At 43.4% G+C, this 21,617-nt stretch carries 15 protein-coding genes; 10 read left to right on the top strand and 5 right to left on the bottom strand.

Annotated elements, in window-relative coordinates; genetic code table 11:
- Positions 1 to 13: 13 nt before the first annotated feature.
- Positions 14 to 2,689 carry a TonB-dependent receptor gene (locus AC0J20_RS01655; RefSeq protein ID WP_229529313.1) on the bottom strand — a complete coding sequence of 892 codons (2,676 nt, stop codon included), beginning with the start codon at positions 2,687 to 2,689 and terminating at the stop codon, positions 14 to 16.
- Between the two features lie 249 nt (positions 2,690 to 2,938).
- Between AC0J20_RS01655 and AC0J20_RS01650 the strand changes: the two genes are divergently transcribed.
- The 3 genes from AC0J20_RS01650 to AC0J20_RS01640 are packed head-to-tail and all read left to right on the top strand — an operon-like array spanning position 2,939 to position 5,756.
- Positions 2,939 to 3,967, top strand: a complete 1,029-nt coding sequence (locus AC0J20_RS01650) for a LacI family DNA-binding transcriptional regulator (RefSeq protein WP_229529314.1) — start codon at positions 2,939 to 2,941, stop codon at positions 3,965 to 3,967.
- A gap of 1 nt (position 3,968) precedes the next feature.
- Positions 3,969 to 5,444 (top strand): tryptophan halogenase family protein, encoded by a 1,476-nt coding sequence (locus tag AC0J20_RS01645; protein ID WP_229529315.1) that lies wholly within the window; start codon positions 3,969 to 3,971, stop codon positions 5,442 to 5,444.
- A 27-nt stretch (positions 5,445 to 5,471) separates the two neighbouring features.
- On the top strand, positions 5,472 to 5,756 hold the full coding sequence (locus AC0J20_RS01640) for a hypothetical protein (RefSeq protein WP_229529316.1): 285 nt from the start codon (positions 5,472 to 5,474) through the stop codon (positions 5,754 to 5,756).
- On the opposite strand, the gene syd is transcribed toward AC0J20_RS01640, so the two are convergent.
- Positions 5,750 to 6,310 carry a SecY-interacting protein gene (gene syd / locus AC0J20_RS01635; RefSeq protein ID WP_229529317.1) on the bottom strand — a complete coding sequence of 187 codons (561 nt, stop codon included), beginning with the start codon at positions 6,308 to 6,310 and terminating at the stop codon, positions 5,750 to 5,752. The genes AC0J20_RS01640 and syd overlap by 7 nt on opposite strands.
- 51 nt (positions 6,311 to 6,361) lie before the next feature.
- On the opposite strand from syd, the gene queF reads away from it, so the two are divergent.
- The 7 genes from queF to AC0J20_RS01600 all read left to right on the top strand — a co-directional run bounded on the left by queF (position 6,362) and on the right by AC0J20_RS01600 (position 14,141).
- Positions 6,362 to 7,198: an NADPH-dependent 7-cyano-7-deazaguanine reductase QueF gene (queF, locus tag AC0J20_RS01630; RefSeq protein WP_473020372.1), complete on the top strand. Its 837-nt coding sequence runs from the start codon at positions 6,362 to 6,364 to the stop codon at positions 7,196 to 7,198.
- Positions 7,199 to 7,374: 176 nt separating this feature from the next.
- A complete protein-coding gene (locus tag AC0J20_RS01625; protein ID WP_473020371.1) occupies positions 7,375 to 8,889 on the top strand; it encodes a GGDEF domain-containing protein in 1,515 nt (504 codons plus the stop codon).
- A gap of 2 nt (positions 8,890 to 8,891) precedes the next feature.
- The gene (gene ppnN / locus AC0J20_RS01620; protein ID WP_473020370.1) at positions 8,892 to 10,256 is read left to right on the top strand and encodes a nucleotide 5'-monophosphate nucleosidase PpnN; all 1,365 of its coding nucleotides are present in this window, start codon (positions 8,892 to 8,894) and stop codon (positions 10,254 to 10,256) included.
- 99 nt (positions 10,257 to 10,355) lie between these two features.
- Positions 10,356 to 10,748, top strand: coding sequence for a DUF3192 domain-containing protein (locus tag AC0J20_RS01615; RefSeq protein WP_229529321.1), 393 nt, complete (start codon positions 10,356 to 10,358; stop codon positions 10,746 to 10,748).
- A complete protein-coding gene (locus AC0J20_RS01610) occupies positions 10,738 to 12,537 on the top strand; it encodes a hypothetical protein (RefSeq protein ID WP_473020369.1) in 1,800 nt (599 codons plus the stop codon). Before AC0J20_RS01615 ends, AC0J20_RS01610 begins: the two co-directional genes overlap by 11 nt.
- A 106-nt stretch (positions 12,538 to 12,643) precedes the next feature.
- Positions 12,644 to 13,648: an isocitrate dehydrogenase gene (locus AC0J20_RS01605; RefSeq protein ID WP_473020368.1), complete on the top strand. Its 1,005-nt coding sequence runs from the start codon at positions 12,644 to 12,646 to the stop codon at positions 13,646 to 13,648.
- Between the two features lie 181 nt (positions 13,649 to 13,829).
- Positions 13,830 to 14,141, top strand: coding sequence for a ComEA family DNA-binding protein (locus AC0J20_RS01600; protein ID WP_229529324.1), 312 nt, complete (start codon positions 13,830 to 13,832; stop codon positions 14,139 to 14,141).
- Between the two features lie 56 nt (positions 14,142 to 14,197).
- On the opposite strand, the gene AC0J20_RS01595 is transcribed toward AC0J20_RS01600, so the two are convergent.
- Genes AC0J20_RS01595 through AC0J20_RS01585 form a run of 3 tightly spaced genes read right to left on the bottom strand, consistent with a single transcriptional unit; the run spans position 14,198 to position 21,553 of the window.
- Positions 14,198 to 16,501 (bottom strand): thioredoxin domain-containing protein, encoded by a 2,304-nt coding sequence (locus AC0J20_RS01595; RefSeq protein ID WP_473020367.1) that lies wholly within the window; start codon positions 16,499 to 16,501, stop codon positions 14,198 to 14,200.
- Positions 16,479 to 19,646: a CRTAC1 family protein gene (locus AC0J20_RS01590; RefSeq protein WP_473020366.1), complete on the bottom strand. Its 3,168-nt coding sequence runs from the start codon at positions 19,644 to 19,646 to the stop codon at positions 16,479 to 16,481. Before AC0J20_RS01590 ends, AC0J20_RS01595 begins: the two co-directional genes overlap by 23 nt.
- Positions 19,643 to 21,553 carry a cytochrome c3 family protein gene (locus AC0J20_RS01585; RefSeq protein ID WP_473020365.1) on the bottom strand — a complete coding sequence of 637 codons (1,911 nt, stop codon included), beginning with the start codon at positions 21,551 to 21,553 and terminating at the stop codon, positions 19,643 to 19,645. The genes AC0J20_RS01590 and AC0J20_RS01585 overlap by 4 nt, the downstream gene beginning before the upstream one ends.
- Positions 21,554 to 21,617: the final 64 nt, after the last annotated feature.

The raw sequence follows: 21,617 nt of genomic DNA, 5'->3' as shown, positions 1-21,617 counted from the left end.
TACACACACTTTATTAAAACTTAAAGCTGGCTCCGGCAAAGAAGCGTCTGCCGTTAGAGCTTTGGGTACCACCTACGCGATGTCCGTCAGTGGCGCGCTCGTAGTAGTTTTCCCAGATCTCATCAGTGATATTCAACGCCTCAAACTTCAGCGTAATATCCTCGGTCACGTTCCAGCTAAACTGCGCATCCAACTGCGATTGTTCGTCGCGATAACGATTACCAAACTCAGTTAAGGCCAGGAAATACTCGGAGCGATGCGTATAGTTCAGACGCGCACTGTACAAATCGTTTTCATAGTACACACCCAGGTTATAAGACTCTTTTGAGTTGTAAGGCAAGTCAATCAGAGTATCACCGTCTTTTAATTCACTGACATCGTTATAGGTAACATTGAAGTAACCACCAAAACCGTTGTCCCAGGCGTGTTGCAATTGAATTTCAATACCTTCAACCGTTGCCGTACCCGTATTGATTGGGGTATTCAACTGATTGATCAGAACCCCATTCACTTCTTTGGCGATGATCTTATCAACAATAATGTCAGAGCGGTCCTTGGTGAATGCCGTTACAGCAAAGACAGACGCATCAGTGAAATACCATTCGGCACCAATTTCAAAGCTGGTTGCGCGCTCGGCTTTCAGATTCGGGTTACCGGCACTACCTGAACTGGTTTCCGGTGTCAGGTTGTAAGACGCTGACAATTGAAACGGTGAAGGACGTGCAATGGTTTTACCAGCAGCAGCACGTAATACCACGTCACTGGTTAAATCATAAGATACGTTGACGCTGGGCAACCAGGCTGAATAATCATCAGATTCGGAAGTGGGTGTGCCAGTGGCAAGATCATAACCTTGCGAATCCTGATCAGTAGTAACATAACGCAAACCGATGTTACCGCGAATGTTCTCATCTTCGAAATTAGCCATGGTGTACAGGGCAGTGATGTCTTCGTCAATGGCATAAGAAGCTTCGCTCAGGAACACGTTGTCGGTGCGGCAAAGTTCGGTTTCACCACCCACACACTCTGCCACAGCATACATTGCGTTGTACATAGCGTCTTTGTCTGGCATGAAGTAAGAAGCCGCAACACCATTAGTATTACTGTGCGATACATCAACCATATCACCTGACCAGAATTGGCTGGCCGGGCCAAGGCTACCCTCACCAACTGGGGCCAGGTTGTTTAGTGTAGTCCGGTAACGATTCTGTTCAAACGAGCGATTGCGAATTTTAAGACCCGATTTAATGCTGTTGACTGCGCCCCAACTGACGTCGTGGGTGTAATCCAACTGCAGATATGTTTCTTCGTCTTCAGACACGTTACTTTGGTCGAAGATGCCGCCTAACCACATTTCGTCGCCAGGGTTTTGTAACCAGGGGCTGGGGCCTACGAAATCAATATAAGGATTGGTGCTGTCCGGGTTGTAGTAGTTAAAGGCAGCACGTGGATCGGTGTGGTCTACCCAAAACTCTGTGAAGAAGTCGTTGTTGATACCTTCACCCACTGTGCGACCGATTTGCCAATGCAACTTACCTGACTCAGTATTGTAGTTACCTTCAAAATCAAGCAACTCAGTGGAGGCTTCTGAACCATCGCGGAAGATATTATCGTAAGCCATATGGCGCGCCCAACCTGGACGGTTGTCAACACCGAAAACCTGAATACTGTCAATCACTGCATCGCTGTTGACTGTACCAGGATTGGGGTTATCGCCCATCGCGAACACACCACGGAACGGGATACCGATCAGGTTAGAGTTCACATTGGACGCTTTTAATGTCGAGCTAAGATAATGCAGTGTCATGTCCAGATCATCACTGGGGGCCCACTGCGCCGTAATATCATAACCGATGCGTTCACGTTCCTGCTGGAATAATGCTGACCCCATACCCCAGGCAACCGCACCTTTTTGCGATGCTCCGGCGGGAGCTTCTAAAGCCTCTTCAATACGGGCAACAGACGGGCCAAACCAACCAAAGTCTTCATTCGTTTCACGACGTACATTGCGCTCCTGGAAAGAAGCAGACACTAACACACCAAAGGTTTCGTCCTCGTTTTTCCAGCTGTAAAGGCCGGATAAAGACGGGTCAGTGTCTTCTGACAAATCATTGTATTGGGCTTCAACAGAGGCCTGCATGGTACCTGATTCAAGATCTAACGGCTTGCGCGTCCGTAAAATCACCGTACCACCGATTGCGCCTTCATCAATATCGGCCTGCGCTGACTTGTAGACTTCCAGACCTGCCACCATTTCAGACGCCAGCATTTCAAAGTTAAAGTTACGACCTGCTGAATCTAATACAAACCACTGTGCAGTACCTACTGCCTGGCCATTCAGCAATGTCAGGTTTTTATCAGGTTGAATACCACGAATCGTTACCCCCTGCCCTTCACCGAAATCACGGTCAATGGTGATCCCCGGAATGCGCGACAAAGATTCAGCCACGTTTTTATCCGGAAACTTGCCGATATCTTCTGCGTTGATGGCATCCACGATGGCGTTAGAAAAACGCTTCGCATTGATGTTGGCTTTTTGACTGCCACGAATACCGGTTACTTCGATAGTTTCGACATTATCAGCAGTCTCCTCTTGTGCCAGTGCAGGTTGAGCCAAAAGACTCAGTGCACCTGAAGCGAGAGCGACCTTAATGCCACGAGACAGCCTGGTAAGATTTGTTGTGTTCATGTTCCCATTTTCCTCAGTTTGCCGTTTTGACAACGTTGTCATTTTACTTCAAAAAATTTTGACTCGGTCGTCAGGTTTTCATTATTTCAGGTTAAAAAATGAAATGACAACGTTGTCAATTTCCCGTAACATTAATCTAACAAATTTTGCAATGCAACCATTTAATTGCTTTTTTTTTAGCTAAGTCGTTACAATCCATTCACAAGAGTGCGTTAAAACTGAGCAATATCAGCCGTTTCAGGGGATTTTTTGAAAGCAACAATAAAAGACGTCGCAAAATTAGCCGGCGTATCAATCAAAACCGTGTCGCGAGTCATCAATAAAGAAGACTCGGTTAAACCCGACACCGAACTCAAGGTACAGGCCGCGATAGATGAATTGAGTTACCGACCGAATAGCTCGGCCCGTAACCTGGCCGCCACGCAGTCATTTGCCATAGGGTATATTTACGATAACCCAAATGCCTATTATGTCATTGATATGCAAAACGGTATCCTCAAGGAATGCCTGAGCAATGGCTTTGAACTTATCATTCACCCCTGCAATGCATCTGATGAGAACATTGTCTCTGAGGTCAAAGACATGGTTCGTCGCTCTCAGTTGGCCGGTCTGGTGTTGTCTCCCCCTTTGTCTGAAATGCCGGAAGTACTGGCGGCTCTGGACGAAATCAATATGAATTATGTGAGAATCTTGTCCGGCGCAGGTGACAAACAAACTACCGGCCCTTGCGTACTGGTTAATGACCGCAGTGCCAGTGAAAAGATCACAGAGCACCTGATTACCCTGGCTCATCAGCGCATCGCCTTTATCACCGGAGACAAAGATCACCAGTCTACCGATGAGCGCTTACAGGGTTATAAAACCGCACTGCTGAAACACCAGTTAGCGGTGGAAGAACAATTAATTATCGACGGTCACTATTCGTTTGAGGCCGGCGTAGAAGGGGCAAAAACCTTACTGAGTCTGAACAATCCCCCGACGGCCATCTTTGCCTGTAACGATGAAATCGCCGCTGGAGCATTATTCGCAGCGCGCCTGATGAGTTTTGATGTACCAAAAGACGTTGCTATCGCCGGTTTCGAGGATAACCCGTTTTCCCGCCAAACCTGGCCCAAGCTGACGACAGCAGCCCAGCCCACCAGCTTAATTGCCCGCAAAGCGACTTCACTGTTAATTCGCACTATAAAAAACAAGCGCAAAGGCGATAAAGAAGATATTCACAATCAATATTTTGAACCGGAGTTAGTGGTGCGTGAGTCAACGCACCTCAGTGATTAGTATGGCAAATTCAATTCTCATCGTAGGTGGTGGTACCGCAGGCTGGATGACAGCCCTGTACCTTTCACACAAACTGTCCAGCAATGTCAATATTTCCCTGGTGGAGTCTCAGGACATAGGCACAGTGGGCGTTGGCGAAGGTTCAACACCTTATTTAAAACAGTATTTCGAGGCCTTAAACATTGATGAAGCGCAATGGATGCAGGCCACAGATGCCACCTATAAATCGGGAATTCGCTTTGATGACTGGAGTCACGAATCAGGGTATGAAAGCTATTTTCACCCTTTTTTCAACGCATTTGATAAAAAGCCCGCTGAAATGTTTTTCTACAACTGTGGCCTTCGCCGCAGAGGCTTTGACGCTGACGCCAATCCGGACAACTATTTCACAGCCGCATACATTGCAGAGCAATTTAAAAGCCCCAAATTGATAAATCCGCAAGACACTTATGTGGACTATGCCTACCACTTTGATGCCACCAAACTCGGACACTTTTTACGGGACAAAGCCAAAGCCAACGGCGTCAAACATCATATTGCTAATGTCACCAGTGTTGGAACAGATCCATCCGGACAGATTAAAAGTGTCATGACAGACACCGGGCTAAAATTAACCGGTAACCTGTTTATTGACTGTTCCGGATTTAAGTCACTGTTAACGCAAAAAACCTTAAAGCGGGAATTTACCAGCTATCAGGACACCCTGTTTAACGATGCCGCCGTGGCTATTCAGACTCCACCTGATACGCCTCACAAATTTAAAACCCAAACCCGTTCGAAAGCACTGAAAAATGGCTGGATGTGGCAAATTCCATTAACCAGCCGTTGGGGAAATGGCTATGTTTACAGTTCCCGTCACACTACTGCGCTGCATGCAGAACACGAATTAAAAGCAGAATTGGGCTTAGCGCCTGATGCAGATGTGCAGGTCAGGCACCTGAACATGAAAGTGGGTCGCGTCAGCGAACACTGGTCCGGGAACTGCATTGCCATTGGATTGTCTCAGGGATTTATTGAGCCGCTGGAAGCAACGGCGTTGATGCTGGTTCAATTTGCGATACAAAACCTATCGGAAATCCTGGAAACCGGTAACTTTTCCAATGTCGATATTCGCCATTACAATAGCGAAATGAACCGCCTGTTTGACGGCGTCAAAGACTACGTATCCCTACATTACCTATTGAATACCCGCAAAGACAGTCAGTACTGGATTGATGCCAGAGAAGAAATTCAGGTGTCTGAGAACCTGAAGTTTTTGATCAAAGCCTGGGACAGAGGGGAAGACTTTGAAGCCGCACTGAAGAAAGTAGAATCTGAGTTAGTGTATTTGCGGCCGTCATGGTATTGCATATTGTCCGGTATGGGACGTCATCCGGAGCGATTACAAGCCACCAGCAAAGCAGGTCCGGTAAAAATATCTAAAGACTACTGTAATCGCATTACGCAAAAATACTTTAGTGATAATATTGTGCTTTAATTCAGGTACGTTACACAGAGTAGGATCATGTCCCCAGAAGTCATTGCTATTTGCCAACAACTTATCCGCGAAGGTAAGACGGTCTCCACCGGTATGTTGAAATCCCGTTTACCTGGCAACACGCCCTATTCCGAAATAATCAGGGCGGTGCAATATTGTAAACAAAACCCGGAGGCCATTTCTGAGATTAAGGCGACCCCAAAAGCTCAGACTGTGACAGCCCCACTCTCCGATGCTGAACGTATCAGCCAACTGGAAAACCGCATTGCTGCGATGGAACAGCGAATCGCGCAACTGGAACTATCTCACTGAGCCTCATAAGCCACGGGCTGCAGCGTATCCAGAAATTCTGCCAGGCTATTGGCCAGTATTTCCTGAGGCTCCTTGCCCACCTGCTCCAGGGCAACCTCGCCGGTGTCGTTAAGCACAGATAAAATAAAATCTTCTTCATCAGTAACCGCAAAAAACAAGGTTTCAGCCTGCCTTAAGCGACGCTTCATCATAACGTGTGCTATCAGGTTTTCCTGCAACCTTATAAAATCATCCTGATTCCAGGGCACCAGTAATTGCAGATCTCCGCGAGTTGTTCGGGCATTCAGGTTGTCACCGTAATAACGCGTGTAATAGCTTTCCAACTGCTTATCCGGTTGTAACCCCAACCCATCTACCAGCGCCTGTAAATCGTGGTTTTGATTTTGCCGAACAGGTTGCCACCGGACTTTGCCTGATTCATCCGGTTGTCCATCTTCGGCCGGAGAAGGCCATTGCGCATCACTGTCGAGCAGTAAATGGATGTTTTCCTGCGCCTGATATCTCAGCCATCGGTTAACAAATTTATCGAAAGAATCGTTGATGTCTGTTGTCATTCCCGGGTCACAATCTTAAAATTAGCGAATTAGTGGCAAGATTAACAAATAATGAAAGAAAATCCCTACCAAGATTCACTCAACAGCCTGTCATTGGGCAAAAGCGTTGACTATCCGGATTGCTACGATCCCACGCTGTTACAACCGGTAGCGCGCAGCCTGAACCGCATCCCTTTGGGCATTGAGACAACATTGCCATTTCACGGTGAAGACTTGTGGAACGGTTATGAATTTTCCTGGTTAAATACCAAAGGCAAGCCTTTGGTGGCACTACTGGAATGTCGTGTGCCGGTCACCTCCCCTAACATTATCGAATCAAAGTCCTTTAAGTTGTATCTCAATAGCTTTAACCAAAGTCGTTTTGAATCACAGGAACAGGTTCTTGCATTGCTGCAAAAAGATTTAAGCGCAACGGCGGGATGCGAAGTGTCGGTTACACTTAACGATCTCGCTTCGAACAACTTACCGGTGGTAGAATTAGACGGAAAATGCATTGACCATCTGGATGTGGAGATTACCACTTACCAACCAGATAGTGGGTTACTGCGCTCAGACCCTGAGCAAATTATCGAGGAAAAGCTGGTCAGCCACCTGTTAAAGTCGAACTGTTTAATTACCAACCAACCGGATTGGGGTAGCTTATACATCCATTACAAGGGCCCCAGGATAGACGAAGCCACTTTGCTGCAATACATTGTATCGTTCCGTGAACACAATGAATTCCACGAACAGTGTGTCGAGCGAATCTTTTGTGATCTGATGACAACCTGTAACCCCACGACGCTGTCTGTATTAGCCCGTTACACACGCCGTGGTGGATTGGATATCAATCCATTTCGCAGTACCTGCTTAGAGCAAATCGGCAATTTTCGCTTGGTACGGCAATAATTCGTCACATAATCACCAGGCTATACCTGTCAAGATATAAGAAATTGTGCTAACAATAAGTAATCAGGGATATTTGTTGCGTAAAAAGCGACAGCAATGCTGCAGAACACCAATGTAAACCCATCCGGTTTAGTTCAACTGTGCAAAGGTGCCCCTGAAGTATTACGGGAAAAAGAGTGGAAAACCAGCAAAAGCAAATCAAGCTGCTGAAACATCAGGTCGCTAACTTAAGCGAATTTATAATCCGACTTACCAAGGTGTACGACGGAGGCTTTCCTGAAATAGATACCAAGCTTCACACCTTGCGCAATCATTTAAAATCGTCTGCCAACTGGTTATACGCGGAAAATACGATCAGTGAATTAACCGGCCCGGTTTTAAAACACGCCGATGCTCTGCGCGCCTTCAATCATGATACGATCAGCCAGTTAGAGATATTTGCTAATCACTTGCTCAATAGCGACGCAACTGACGTTGAGTTTAAGCAGTTAGTCAACGACTACATCAGTGAGATTAATGGCAATAGTCTGAATATCGAATTTATTTCTGCGCGATTAAGACAGGGCATCGATCTGTTCAATGACCTGGTGGATAAACAATCTGATGAAACCGATACCAGTGTTCTGACCGATGATGAGATCACCCGGCAATTACACGACAAAATTTGTCTGGAATTTAAAGAGCTTATCAATCAGCTACTGTCTACCACGCCAGATGATCAAACTCTGAGAGACATAGCAATACAACTGAACAGCGGTCTGAGTCGTCAGGAATTAATGCAGTGTTGCCTGGTGATATTGCGCACCTTAACCGACGAACTCCTGCAAGAGCGAAAACAAGCAGAGCGTTATGTGGTGGGTTTACAAAAGTCCCTGACCGGTGTCGGCCAAAAAGTGGAGTCGTCCATTAAAGCCTCCCAGGAGCAATATCAGATAAAACTGGATCATTCGCGACAGTTACGGGCGCAAATCGATGACTTCGGCATTGAAGTACACAACGCTCTGGATCTGGCGATTTTGAAACAACAGGCCAACGAAATGTTGGATAAAATGGCCTCAACGCTGACCAAAAGAGAAGCCTGCGACAAAGATGAGCAGGTGTCATTGATGGAATTATTGTCTGGCCTGAAGTCTCAACTTACAACGCTGGAACGGGAAACCGAATCCTACAAGCAACGATTACTGGAGCAAAAATATCACAGCTATCGGGATTCTCTTACTCAGGTGCCCAACCGCAATGCTTACAACGAACGTGTTGAACTCGAGTATCGACGCTGGAAGCGGCATCAACATCCACTTTGCCTGGCAGTTGTAGACATAGATCATTTTAAAAATATCAACGACCACTTTGGCCACTCTGCAGGTGATAAAACATTGCAGGTTATCGCCAAAAATATAAGTAAGTGCTTACGCACAACGGATTTCTTTGCCCGGTGGGGAGGTGAAGAGTTTGTCGTGTTATTACCACAAACCCCATTAGACCAAATCAGAAAACCGCTCGAAACTATTCGCAAGCAAATCCAAAAAATCCCGTTTAAATTCAGGGAGCGGGCGGTCACAATCACGGCGTCTATCGGCGCCACCGATTTCGTCTCAGGTGACTCCATTGTTACCGCTTTTGAACGTGCCGATAAAGCACTTTATGAAGCCAAAAATAGTGGTCGAAATCGCTGTATCATCATCGAAGGATAAAAATGAATTCAGTTCAGTTAAATGCACTTGGCCCTATGAGCCAATTGTCCCAATTAGAAGTTGATCGTCTTAATTTTACCAATAACCGGGAGTTGCACACCCTGTTCAGAAACTGCTGTCTGGCCGTGCTTAACAGCGGTGCTGAAATTGACGATTTTAAACAAATGTTTGAACCCTACAAAGATTTTGAAGTAAACCTGATCCGTCGTGAGCGGGGGGTAAAAATAGAACTGATTAATCCCCCCCAATTGGCCTTTGTTGATGGCCACCTTATTCAGGGTGTCCACGAACATTTGTTCGCCGTACTACGCGATTTGCTATACATGGGTGTTAAGCTGGAAAGTCATGAATTAGATTTTACTGACTCATCCCATGTTACCCACGCGGTATTTGATATGTTGCGCAATGCCAGAGCACTTCCCTCGACCAACGAGCCCAACATGGTGGTGTGTTGGGGTGGTCACTCTATCGGCGATATTGAGTACAAATACACTAAAGAAGTCGGTTATCAGTTAGGCCTGCGCGGCCAAAACATTTGTACCGGTTGTGGCCCTGGTGCCATGAAAGGCCCTATGAAGGGGGCTACCATCGGTCACGCAAAACAGCGTATCACAACGGGCCGGTACCTGGGTTTAACCGAGCCCAGTATTATCGCTGCAGAGCCTCCTAACCCGATTGTTGACGAACTGGTGATAATGCCAGATATCGAAAAACGTCTCGAAGCCTTTGTTCGTATGGCGCATGCGATAGTCATCTTTCCCGGCGGCGTTGGAACTTCCGAGGAGTTACTTTACCTACTGGGCATCATGTTACATGAGAAAAACAAGCAACAGGTGTTGCCAATCGTCCTGACAGGTCCGAAAGAAAGTGCCGGTTATTTTGAAGCCATTGACAATTTTGTCGCCCGTACTTTAGGCCCGGAAGCACAATCCTTGTATCGAATCATAGTCGATGATCCGGTGGAAGTTGCCCGTTATATCAAAGAGCAACAAGCCAATGTAAAGGAGTTTCGCAAAAATATCGGTGACTCTTATCATTTCAACTGGGCGTTAAAAATAGAGCCTGATTTCCAACAACCTTTTGTACCTAATCACGCTAACATGGCATCGCTGGATTTGCACTATGACCAGCCAAAAGCGTCACTGGCAGCCGCACTCAGACGCGCGTTTTCCGGTATCGTTGCCGGTAATGTAAAAGCTGAAGGTGTTGCAGAAATAGAAAAGCACGGGCCTTTTAAGCTCAATGGTGACAAAGATCTGATGGCGATGATAGATAAATTGCTGATCTCTTTTGTACAGCAACACCGGATGAAGATCCCCGGTGGCGATCCCTATGTTCCCTGTTATCAGGTGATTGCGGAATCATAAAGCATCGGGTTTAACGGTACGAAATGTACGATTAACAGCGTTCATTTTATTGTCATTTTTGTTTAAAATCTCAACCAAATAGTAAGTTAATGGTAATACATGGCAAACAAGATCATTAAAGGTGTCGCTGTGAGCTTAGCGGTTTATACCGCCTTTTTTACAGGGGTAGTAATGTATTATCCTGACAAGCCTGAAAAAATGGATTGGGAAGATCGTCAGGATTTTAATAAGGTGCAGATAGAAAAAATATCAGATTCCGGGCTGGAAAATGGTATATCTCATAAAGAAATCCTGACTATGCTGGGTGGACCTGACATCAGCGAGGCTAAGATGTCGGGCGCCGATAAGATTCAGGTCATGTATTATCGCACCCAGCACAAGCGGGCGGATGGCATTACCTCGCAAGATGAATGTACACCGCTCTTGTTTAAAAATGATAAATTGGTAGCCTTAGGGGAAAAAGCAGAAAAACAATTTGAGAATGAGTACTGAGGCTGACACTACAGGCACCGCGACACCCGCTGAACCAATATCTCAGGTTATTTCTGCACTTTATAAAAAGCTGATCCGCCTTAACACCCGGTTTGACACGCAAACAGTATCAGCGCAACACATTGAGCTGACCGAGCAACTGGCTGAGCAGATTCTGGAATCATTGATCGCATCACCCAATCCCCTGCTGGCACAATTACACTTTAATAAACCTAACCTGCCGTATTTTTTTAATTTTCAGTTTAACAGCATTACTTTTGCAGCGCTGCTGGTGCTCAGGAATAATCTGAACCTCACCACCGCACAACAAATTTTGTGTGGCATCATTACCTGGACGATTACCGCTAAGGCTCAGATTGATGATGCACATACAAACGCCTCTGCCGCTCAGAACAATCAGGTCAAGGCACAGACAATTCGGGTTTTAAATCACTTTCAGCGTCAGATATGGGTTTCGCTGTTAACCAGTATCAGCGCCAGTGAACTGCCCAAATTAAGTGGCTTTATGCAGGCCAGAAATACCACCAGCCCACATTCTAATTTCCTGATCCTGGCGCTTTACTTTGCCACCTTAATAACCCGAAAATCCCATAAACCCGGATTGAGTTATACCCATGCGTTGCAAAAGATGGTGCAAAACAGTCACAGTATCGGGCTGGGACAACTGGAGCCTTTGCTGGATTATCCGGGGATATTTTTACCTGGCAGCGCGTTAACCATCAGCGGACATCAGCATGCTTTGTATCTGGGAAAACACCAAAGCGAATTCTATACCCTGGCCTACAATGCAGCGGAAAAGCGCTACAGCGATGATATCAGCGTCATCAGCGAAGCTCAGATCCAGAAAGTCGCGCCACCAATTAACCTGAATCACATTAAACTGGTAGAAAAATGGTGGGGACCTCAGTGGACGGAGGTGCAGGCCCTGAATAAAAGTCCGGATAGCCGTAAATTGTATCCCAAAGGATTTCGACCAGACCGCCCGCCCGAGTCACTGGTCGGTATTATCGAACACCTCAACCAACAGGATATTGAGGTGGATAAACTCATCAGTTTAATTCAGAACGAAGCCAGCTTTGCCGATCATATTCAAATGACCGCAACCCAACAATCCAGAGAAAACATAAAAATTAAAAGTGTGAAACACGGTTTGCTGATGAATGGCTTTGAACGCAGCCACAGTGTGCTGGTTGAACGAGCACTGATAACCCGCCTGACGCAACATCATTTTCCGCTGCAAGATGTCATTTATCAGTTTGTTAAACTCTGGGCGTCTTTTGCTTCTGCGATAGCGCAGTATCATCCCCGTATGTTGCCCGAACAGGCCAGCTGCTGGGTTTATTTTGCGGCATCCGGATTGTTCACACATGCCGAGCTGAAACTGAAACAAAACTGGCAGTTTGTCGACAGTGAAGCCAAGCGGGATAATCACAGAATAAAATTGAAAGAAGCGCAACTATTGTGGCATCACGCATACAAATTGGCGGCCTGCTGGGCACAGGATAAAGAACTGCGCGACGCACTGCGGGATATTCCGGTAAAACAGCCATTTCCCCCTACAGCACCCCGCACACTGGCCCATACCTTGTTAAACCTCAGCCTCAATCTGGCATCTTCAATATTCTTCAAAGGCGAAATCCCGGATTATGATTCTGACGAATATTTACAACATTATTGTACCCGACTTCGCCTTGACGCCGCTGAATATGCAACAGTTATCGAAGAAACGATGAAAAATTCCCACACATACTGGCCTATATCCAATAAGTGCGTGTTCGAAAATGGCTAAATACTCAAAAAAGTGGTATAAAGGCGCAGATTTATTCTTTTCAAATTTCGTCAGTTTTAAGTCTACACTTCAAGTAGCTTAACCTTAATTAATCGGGAAAATTTAGATGACGCAACGAATTACTGTTATTCGCGGTGACGGTATTGGTCCGGATATCGTAGATGCCACCATTCAGGTGTTAGAAAAATTAGGCTGTGATTTTACCTACGACTACGCAGATGCCGGTCTGATGGCATTAGAGAACCACGGCGAATTGCTGCCTCAGGAAACACTGGATCTGATCGCCAAAAACAAAGTCACACTGAAAGGTCCGTTAACCACACCTGTGGGTGAAGGCTTTACATCGATCAATGTGAGCTTGCGCAAACAATTTAATTTGTATGCCAATGTCCGTCCGGTGCGCTCTTTTAAAGGCACCAAAGCACGTTATGAAGACATTGACATTATTACGATTCGCGAGAATACCGAAGGCATGTATTCAGGTCTGGGCCAGATAGTTTCTGCAGATGGTTCAGAAGCCGAAGCCATGAGCAAGATCACCCGTAAAGGCGCTGAACAAATCGTGCACTTTGCCTATGAACTGGCACGTCGGGAAGGTCGCAAAAAAGTCACCGCTGTACACAAAGCCAACATACTTAAATCCACTTCAGGCCTGTTTCTGAAAGTTGCGCGGGAAATCGGTGAGCAATATCCGGATATCGAGTCTGCTGAGATGATCGTAGACAATACCTGCATGCAATTAGTGATGAATCCTCATCAGTTTGACGTTATGGTCACCACTAACCTGTTTGGTGACATTTTGTCTGACCTGTGCGCTGGTCTGGTAGGCGGTCTGGGTATGGCACCGGGTGCCAATATTGGGCAGGATTGTGCGATTTTTGAAGCGGTACACGGTTCAGCGCCTGATATTGCCGGCAAAAACCTGGCAAACCCCACGTCTGTCATGTTAGCGGCAGCCCAGATGTTAGATTATCTGGAAATGGGTGATAAGGCAGAGAAACTGCGCAATGCTCTGAAAGAAGTGATTGAAACCGGAGATCGTACGACGCGTGATCTGGGTGGTAGCCATGGTACTACTGATTTCACGCAGGCGGTTTTAGACAGAGTTTAACCGGCAACACACATTCGAAGGCCAGCTCGCATCTAATGCGTCGCTGGCCTTTTTTATGCTAGTCGTTTGCTGAAAAACTGTACTTTAGTACAGTTGCACCTGAAGCCAAAAAGGCGTGTAATTTTCTCCGAAGACTGAACGAGCAGTTTTCAACACGGAATTTAATCTTAAGGAGAAAAGCATGAAAGATATGTTCAAGAAAACCACCAGCGCACTACTGTTAACCGGTGCCATGTTAAGCAATCCAACCCTTGCAGCAATCGAGTCTGAAACCCATACGGCTGCTGTAATGCCGCAGGAACAACTAATCAACCTAAACACTGCCACTGTTGAGCAGTTGCAATCGTTGCCAGGTATTGGGCAGAAAAAAGCACAGGCGATCGTAGACTACCGTGATCAACACGGCGAGTTTCTGATCACTGAAGACATTCAGAATGTCAAAGGTATTGGTAAAAAAGCCTATCAGCGTCTCGAAACACTGATCAAGGTGTAGATGAGCGGTGCGCGCCATCAGGCGCGCATTGTTTTATTGAATATCTGTGACTTAAATCAATTCTCAGGTAAGTAAAAGTCTATGGTTTCGGGTAATAAGCACACATTTTCAGTGGTAGAACAGGCCTGAAGTTCCAATGAAACTTGACCCGACGCACTCTTCAATATTAGGGTAAATGTGTCTTCAAATACCGAAATTTCCTTATTAGATTCACCAAACACGGTAATTGCAGCATCCGGATAATAGACATGAATACCGGGCAATTCTGGGGCAGTAACACTTGTAGGGATGAGTTCTTTGGTTAATGGAACATTGGAATTAATATGCCATCCATATTTCATATTAAAAATTAGTAAATAACTACCATCAACCTGCGATTTTAATTGCACCCTTCCATTTCCATTTGCAAAGAACTGTACTGGTGACAATAGGGACAACTTTTTTGACAATGTCAAAGCGTTGTAAAACTGCCCCATTACTCCGCGACGTAACCCTGCTCTTAAGATTTCCTCTAAGTGTGACCGAATCTCAATATACTTGTCGTTTTTTCTCCTCAGCTTAAATCTCTTTAGGTTTTCGAGCATAACAGCCCATGGATTCAAAAGTTCGCCATCTTGCAACTTTTCCGTCATTGAAATCAATTGTTGATTTCCAGAGAAAGTAAAACCTAAATCAGGTTTATATAGTTGATGCACACTCTCATTAATTAATTTTTCTGATAATTTCAGCCAATGATCGTCATTATAAATATCGTAAATATCCAGATAGGCTCTGATTAAATAAGCATAATCTTCAAGTGTCGCCTCAGTAGATAAGTTTCCTCTATAATTCACTCTATATAATTGTCTGCCTGAAAGTAGCTGTTTTTCCAAAGCTTGCGCCGTTTCAAGAGCAAGAGTTTTATAAACTTCGTCGCCAAAAGACAGGTACGCGGATGCGAACCCGGAAATTAGTAATGCATTCCAAGAGGTTATAATTTTTTTATCCACTGTAAGGTCTTCTTTCACACGCAACGTAGACAACTCTTTTCGCAATAAATCAAATGACTCAGGGAAAGGTTGGATTACATGAAAACCAAAAAAGTTATCCTTCTGATATAGTTTTAGAAAGGAAGCATTGATAGGCAAGGAAGTTAATTTTGATAATTCTCGTTCAGAGTATAGATAAAACCCTCCCTCAATTGAGTCATAAACTGCATCCAGAGAGCCAAAATAACTACCTTCCTCGTTTTGTAAGAAAGTCATTAAAAAATTTACGATACCTTGTACTACATTTTTGTATACGGGATCAGGTTTCAGCCGATAAGCCAGGCTATAAACTTCCAGTAATAGTGCTTGCGTATAAAGCATTTTTTCATAATGGGGGATTGACCAGCTTTCGTCACTAACATAACGATGAAAACCTCCATAAATTGGGTCATATAGGCCCCTGCTACTCATATTATCCAGTTGCTTGATTAGCACTTCCATCAATTTAGCTTCATTCTTTGTTAGTAAGGATTTCACAAGAAACATGAGCATTGCTGGCTCTGGAAATTTTGGACTGCCTTTCAACCCTCCATACTTATAATCTAATTGCATCAATAGCTGGCTATTCAAAAAATCATAGTCTTGCGACCCTAACTCAGCCGTAGTGTTGGATTCGGGAACTACTGTTAAAATACTATTAAATAGTTTTCCTTTTCTAATCAAGTTTTGAGGGCTATTTTTCCATTCATTTGCCATTCCTAAAATCACGTTCAACAGATCTTCTCTCTCCAAATAAGAGTCTATGAAGATAAGATCGGCATCAGGTGTTAGGACCGCATTAATGGGCCATCCAGAAGTTCCTTTTAGCTGTGTCAGGGCTCGCGTGAGAAACGCGTCAATTGCTGGTAAAACCTCCCTATCTATTTTTATAGCGACATAATTCTCATTTAGAATTTTTGCTACATTTTCGTCACGAAAGCTAAATCTTTCCATTTCCTGGCACCAATAACAAGCCATGAAACCTACAGAAATAAAAATTAACTTATTGTTTGATTTAGCTTGCTCTAAAGCATTAACCGACCATTGCTGCCAACCGATAGGGTTCGTCGCATGTTTCAACAAATATAAAGAATCAGAAAAGATCAGTGAATTTAAATATGCACCATCAGACAGATCTAACTTTAGTTCTTTCGACAATTGATGAAATCTTTTTAACCGCTCGTGCGATTCAGCCTCGCTACCGGCATATGACCGGGGTTGAGCAAGTGAACTCGCAATTAGAGAAAAGTAAAAAGCCGACACTATCAACCTTAATAGCGTCTTATTCCAAAAAACCTTTTTTATTCTGAGCTCAACCGTTGTACCTGGTTCAGTGAACTTTTGATGATTCATTTAATCGAATCTCTAAAACCTGATTTGCTTCAATCTCGCCAAACTCATCAAGTTGGCCGTTTGGCCAAACAACCTTAACGGTCACCACATTGTTCTTCCCAAGTCCAAAGTGCAAAACCTTCGAGTGCACTGACATATAACCAATGGTGCTGCTCAGTTCTCTGGTACGCGACCAGCCATCCGAACTAAATACAATAACTTTTGCTCCAACAGCATCTCTGTTGACTCCCATTTCTGGTGAACCAATTAACTTAACTTTTAACCAATGATTACCAAGTTCATTACTGTTATTTTCAAAAACTCGAGTTTTTCCGTGGTAATCTCCTGTCACCACATCCAAGTCACCGTCATTATCTATGTCCAGATAGGTAGCACTGCGGCCATTACTACTAAAATCTAACCCACTTTCTTCACTAATATTTTTCAAAATTCCATTTTCATTATTAAAAAATACGTTCTTTTCCTTATTTGATGGCGGAAAAAGAACATCAACGTCAGTACCATTAATAGGCTCTTGATAATAAGGATTTTCCCGACTATAAACGTTGTAATCATTCATTCCATTCAAAACATAGAGCTCATCATCACCATCATTATCAAAGTCAAAAAAATCAGCATCCCATGACCACCCGGTGGAAGAATAGCCTCTACCAACTTTATCACTCAATTCAAAACTTAAGTCTTTATTTTTCCTGGAAATAAAAAGATCATTTGCTTCCACTACTCGCATTTTTGCTAGTTTGTTAGGATTAAATTTCATTTCAGTATCAGATGATGGAAGCACGTATTTTTCATCTTTATTCATTGTGACAATATTGGAAATATAAATATCTGAGATTTTATCTTGATTCAAATCCCCCAAACCTATTCCCATTGTATAAGAAGGCTTATTGGTACCTAATTTTTCTGCAACATCTATAAACTTGCCATTTCCAAGATTTTGATAATACGAATTAACACCAAAGTCGTTTCCAACAATAAGATCTTGTTTTCCGTCACCATTAAAATCTGTGTGAGTTACAGCTTGTCCCCAACCAGTATTAGCAAGACCACTCCCGTCAGTAACATTTAAAAACTTGAAGTTCCCCATGTTCCGAAACAGCATATTCGGAGAACCATTGGTATTCCTTCTTTTTAAGGTTGGAAGTACCCCCTTCAAGTAATTGCCAAAGTATGTGATGTACAAGTCTAAAAGCCCATCACCATCATAGTCAAAGACAGTCGCAGGCCCACCAACCAAGTCTTGCCCTCCTAATTTAGCTATCACCGTTTTATCCTCAAATGTACCATCTCCAGAATTTTTATAGACCCTGTGCACATCATTTACATAAGTGATAACAATATCCTGCCAGCCATCATTATCTAAATCCGCTATAATCGGCTGCCTAGGCTCCCCAGGTCTATTATCTTGCTCTCTTATCCAGGCGATGCCAGCCTTTGCGGTCTCATCACGGAACCCTCCCTCACCATCATTTATAAATATTTGGTTTCCAAGGCCTCCCAATATTAATAGATCATCAAACCCATCATTATTTAAATCACCAGCAGCGATACCAGCACCACCAAATGCCGGTGGAATAACAATAGTACCTTTACCGTCCCTATCAACCAGGTAACTGCGCAACAATCGGCTGAGCCAATCGGCTGAGCGATGCATATAATCTACATTTGATTGTGTGCTAATATCATTAAACAACAAGCTCTTCCTCTCCTTATAACCCGACTCAGGAGCACTTAACAACTGTTCTGACACTGTTGGTACAATTGGGGTGGTGTTGTTTTCTCTTGCCAAATAGTGAACTTCATTAACAGCGTCTGAAAAGTGAGACAGCTTAATTCGATGATTCTCTGAGGCACGCCCAATATCACCCGTTGTCCTTAGCACTAATACCCCATATTGAGCGATATTCTCCACAATCAATTCAGCGGCAAATGGGTCGGGTTCCAGATAAATAGGGAAGCTGTTGTCACTCAATGCATACCTCAAATAAAGCCAGTGAATTCCGCTATCTCTAAAGGCATCCATGTCGTATGCTTCTATTGTCACCTGTTTATCAGATGGCAAGTTTGGGTAAAAAATAGCATCCTCATACTCATTTATTTCATGTGGCAACAAAGACTGAGCAAACTGATGTACATCTTCCTCTAAAATAACATTTCGTTCATTCCGCAATGCTATTTCTTGAGCACCTTTATATAACTCAGCACTGAACCGAATTAAATCTTCGGTAAAAGTCTGCCGAAACTGTGTGGCTTCAACACTGCTTTCCGGCCATCTATTGCGAGCAAAAAACACCTGAAGATTCCTAACAAACAATTTATTATTCAGAGAGTTATATTGATTATAAGAACGCAACTTTTGCTCTACCATTTCGGTCAGCATAATAGGTTTGATTATTTTTGGTTTATAATCAGTTTTTTTCTCAGTCTTGCTTGGGAAGTTATCTGGTCTTTGTTCCGTCATATGCAGCAAAGAATTCCAAACAGTTTCCAATGCGACTTTTGATATTTCATAACGATTATTAGTTCGCGCGTCATAATCTAAAATTTGTAAGACACTCAACAAGTAAAAATCCAACGCTTCGACCAACAAATCTGTTGCAGACATGCTCAGTGGAAGCAATTTACCTCCGGTATTGTCAATTAACATTTCTTGCTGTACAGCAAGTAATGATCTCAATGAGTATGCAATAGTACTATACTGACGTTTGTCATCAGCATGAATTAATAATTTTTTGCCATTTTTTAACGTTATTCGCCAATGCTTTTTTTCAGTTTCAGACCAATCAATTATGTTCCGTATTGCCATGCTAACATCTTCAGACTTAACCTCGGGTGCACCACGCGAATCGGCGAAGTTGCTGGCCGAAGCCCAAACTTCTTTTATCCAGTCTTTTTGCAACAGGTTTTTACTAAATCTGGCTTCATAATCTAACGGTGTACCATAAATAAAGTCCTCTAATCGTGATGCAGTTGCATAACACTTGGGATCTCTCACATTTTCAAGCGCTTCTATGTGTCCTAAAATTTGCTCAATTTGAAAAGACTCACTTGCCTGTGCCTTATTAAAAAAGAAAGTTGAAATCGTAAAGCCCAGTGCCATTGTGATAAAACCATTTTTCCCACTTCTGATTAACTTTCTCAATTGATTACTCGCTTAATGTTTTGATGTTTTTGTATGTAATAATAGTCAGGGTCACCTGACAAGCTAAGAAGTGCGACAGTTTCGCCCAGGTTTTCCAACGCCACTTTGTAATAGCGAAGTGCTTCAACTTTATTGTCCATATGGTGAAGGAGTTGAATCAATCGAACATAACTTCTCTCCAACAATGGGTCAATCGAAGTGGATTGTATATAAGCATCAATTGCTTCTTGATGTTGTTCCAATGCCTCCAGTGATAGTCCAATATACATTAGAGGTAAAGCGAAATTGCCTCTTAACTCTGCAGATCTGTAGAAATATTTAAGAGCTTCTTTGAACTCTTCTCGCTTGTACATTAACAATCCATAGTTAAAATAGGTTTCAGCGCTTCCCTTATCTATTTTCAACAGCGTTTGGTAAGCCTTCTCCGCTTTTTCTCCATGATCGGTAGCAACAAATAGCATAGCAAATAGCTCAGATACTTTAGTCATAGTTCCAAAGTTTTTTTCTATGTAATTTAAGACTTCAAGAGCTTCATCATAGTGCTTTGTTTGAATGAATGTCTCTGCAAGCACAATGTATGGTTTGACATGTGAATAGTGAGTATTTAATAACCTGGACTTCAGATGTGCGGCATATTCATAAGATGGCGATGCAAGTAGAATTGTAACTAGACGATAGATATCAGTTTCTAGCTGTGTAAGTGATAGGCCGTCATCAAAAAGAGTTAAATCAGTTAGAATCGGAGAGTCTTTTACCACTTCCCTAGTAAGGGAGCTTAGATCTGAATACACACCAATTTTATGGTCGGTCATTAGTACATGAGGAACGTCTTGCGCTCTTTTTTGAGGCATGTGACAAGAGACGCATCTTTTTGCATTCAATTTAAAGCCCGCAATGTTATGCTGGTTCTGTACATCTGTATGGCAGCTCGCACAGACAGTATCTATTTTCTCATAAAAATCTAGTTTACTGGGTTTAGAATGAGGATTGTGACAGCTAATACAGGTCAAATCCCCTTTGGACTGGCTAAAACAGGTACTTTGCTGCAGTCTAAAGCCGTGATGGTTTATCTCAAATCTTTCTTCAACAGAACGGCCTAACTCTTCCACCTGAACATGAATCAAATAATCTGACAATATTTCACCGGGCCTGAAAGAATAATCACTTCTATTAAACCGGCGCGTTCCCATCATTGATACTGAGGGCAATAAATGGCACTGCAAACAAACAGAGTCACGTCTTGCATTATCTAACTTACCCGGATTAACTATAGTATCTCGAATGGTCTTAATATTTGCACCAGGTGATTTAACTGCAAGCAAATGATTCAGCCCGGGGCCATGACAACGTTGGCAATCTATTCCTTGCTTTAAGTTTTCGGGAAATGTATCTCTATCTAAAAATCCATCATGGGACATATTTTGTGGATAAGCATTATGGCAAAACATACACTCCCTTTGAACTCTCCGGCTTATTCCATAGTGTTGTGCAGTCTCAAAACCTGGCGCCATTTCCCAACTGCCGGTTTCTGAATACCAATTAATAGGGAGTTGAAAAAGTTCATCGTTATCCGTCCTAAACAACAAACTGGTGGTTTTATTACCTGAGCCAAGTAAATAATCAATTTGTATTACAATTTCATTGAGTTTTTCATTGTTATCGTCTAGTTGGTAACGCTGAAAGTATACCTTCTCTCCCCGAGAAAAAAGATTATAGTAACGATTCGATAATGAATGAAAAAACGGTAGTTCTTTCAATTTTTCATTGTTCAGCCAATCAGATGATGCCGCTCTAAACGATTGATACATGCCAACATTTTTGAAACCTTCAAACTGAACAACATGACAAGTGGAACACAAATTACTATCCACATACCCAAATTCATTGGATTCAATATCATCTCTCAATGTAACTTCTTCAGAAAAAGCGACACACGAAAAAATGCAAGTAACGAAGACTGTAAAGTAAAAG

Source organism: Planctobacterium sp. R6 (genome assembly GCF_055755215.1).
This window is presented reverse-complemented; position numbering and strand designations above follow the sequence as displayed.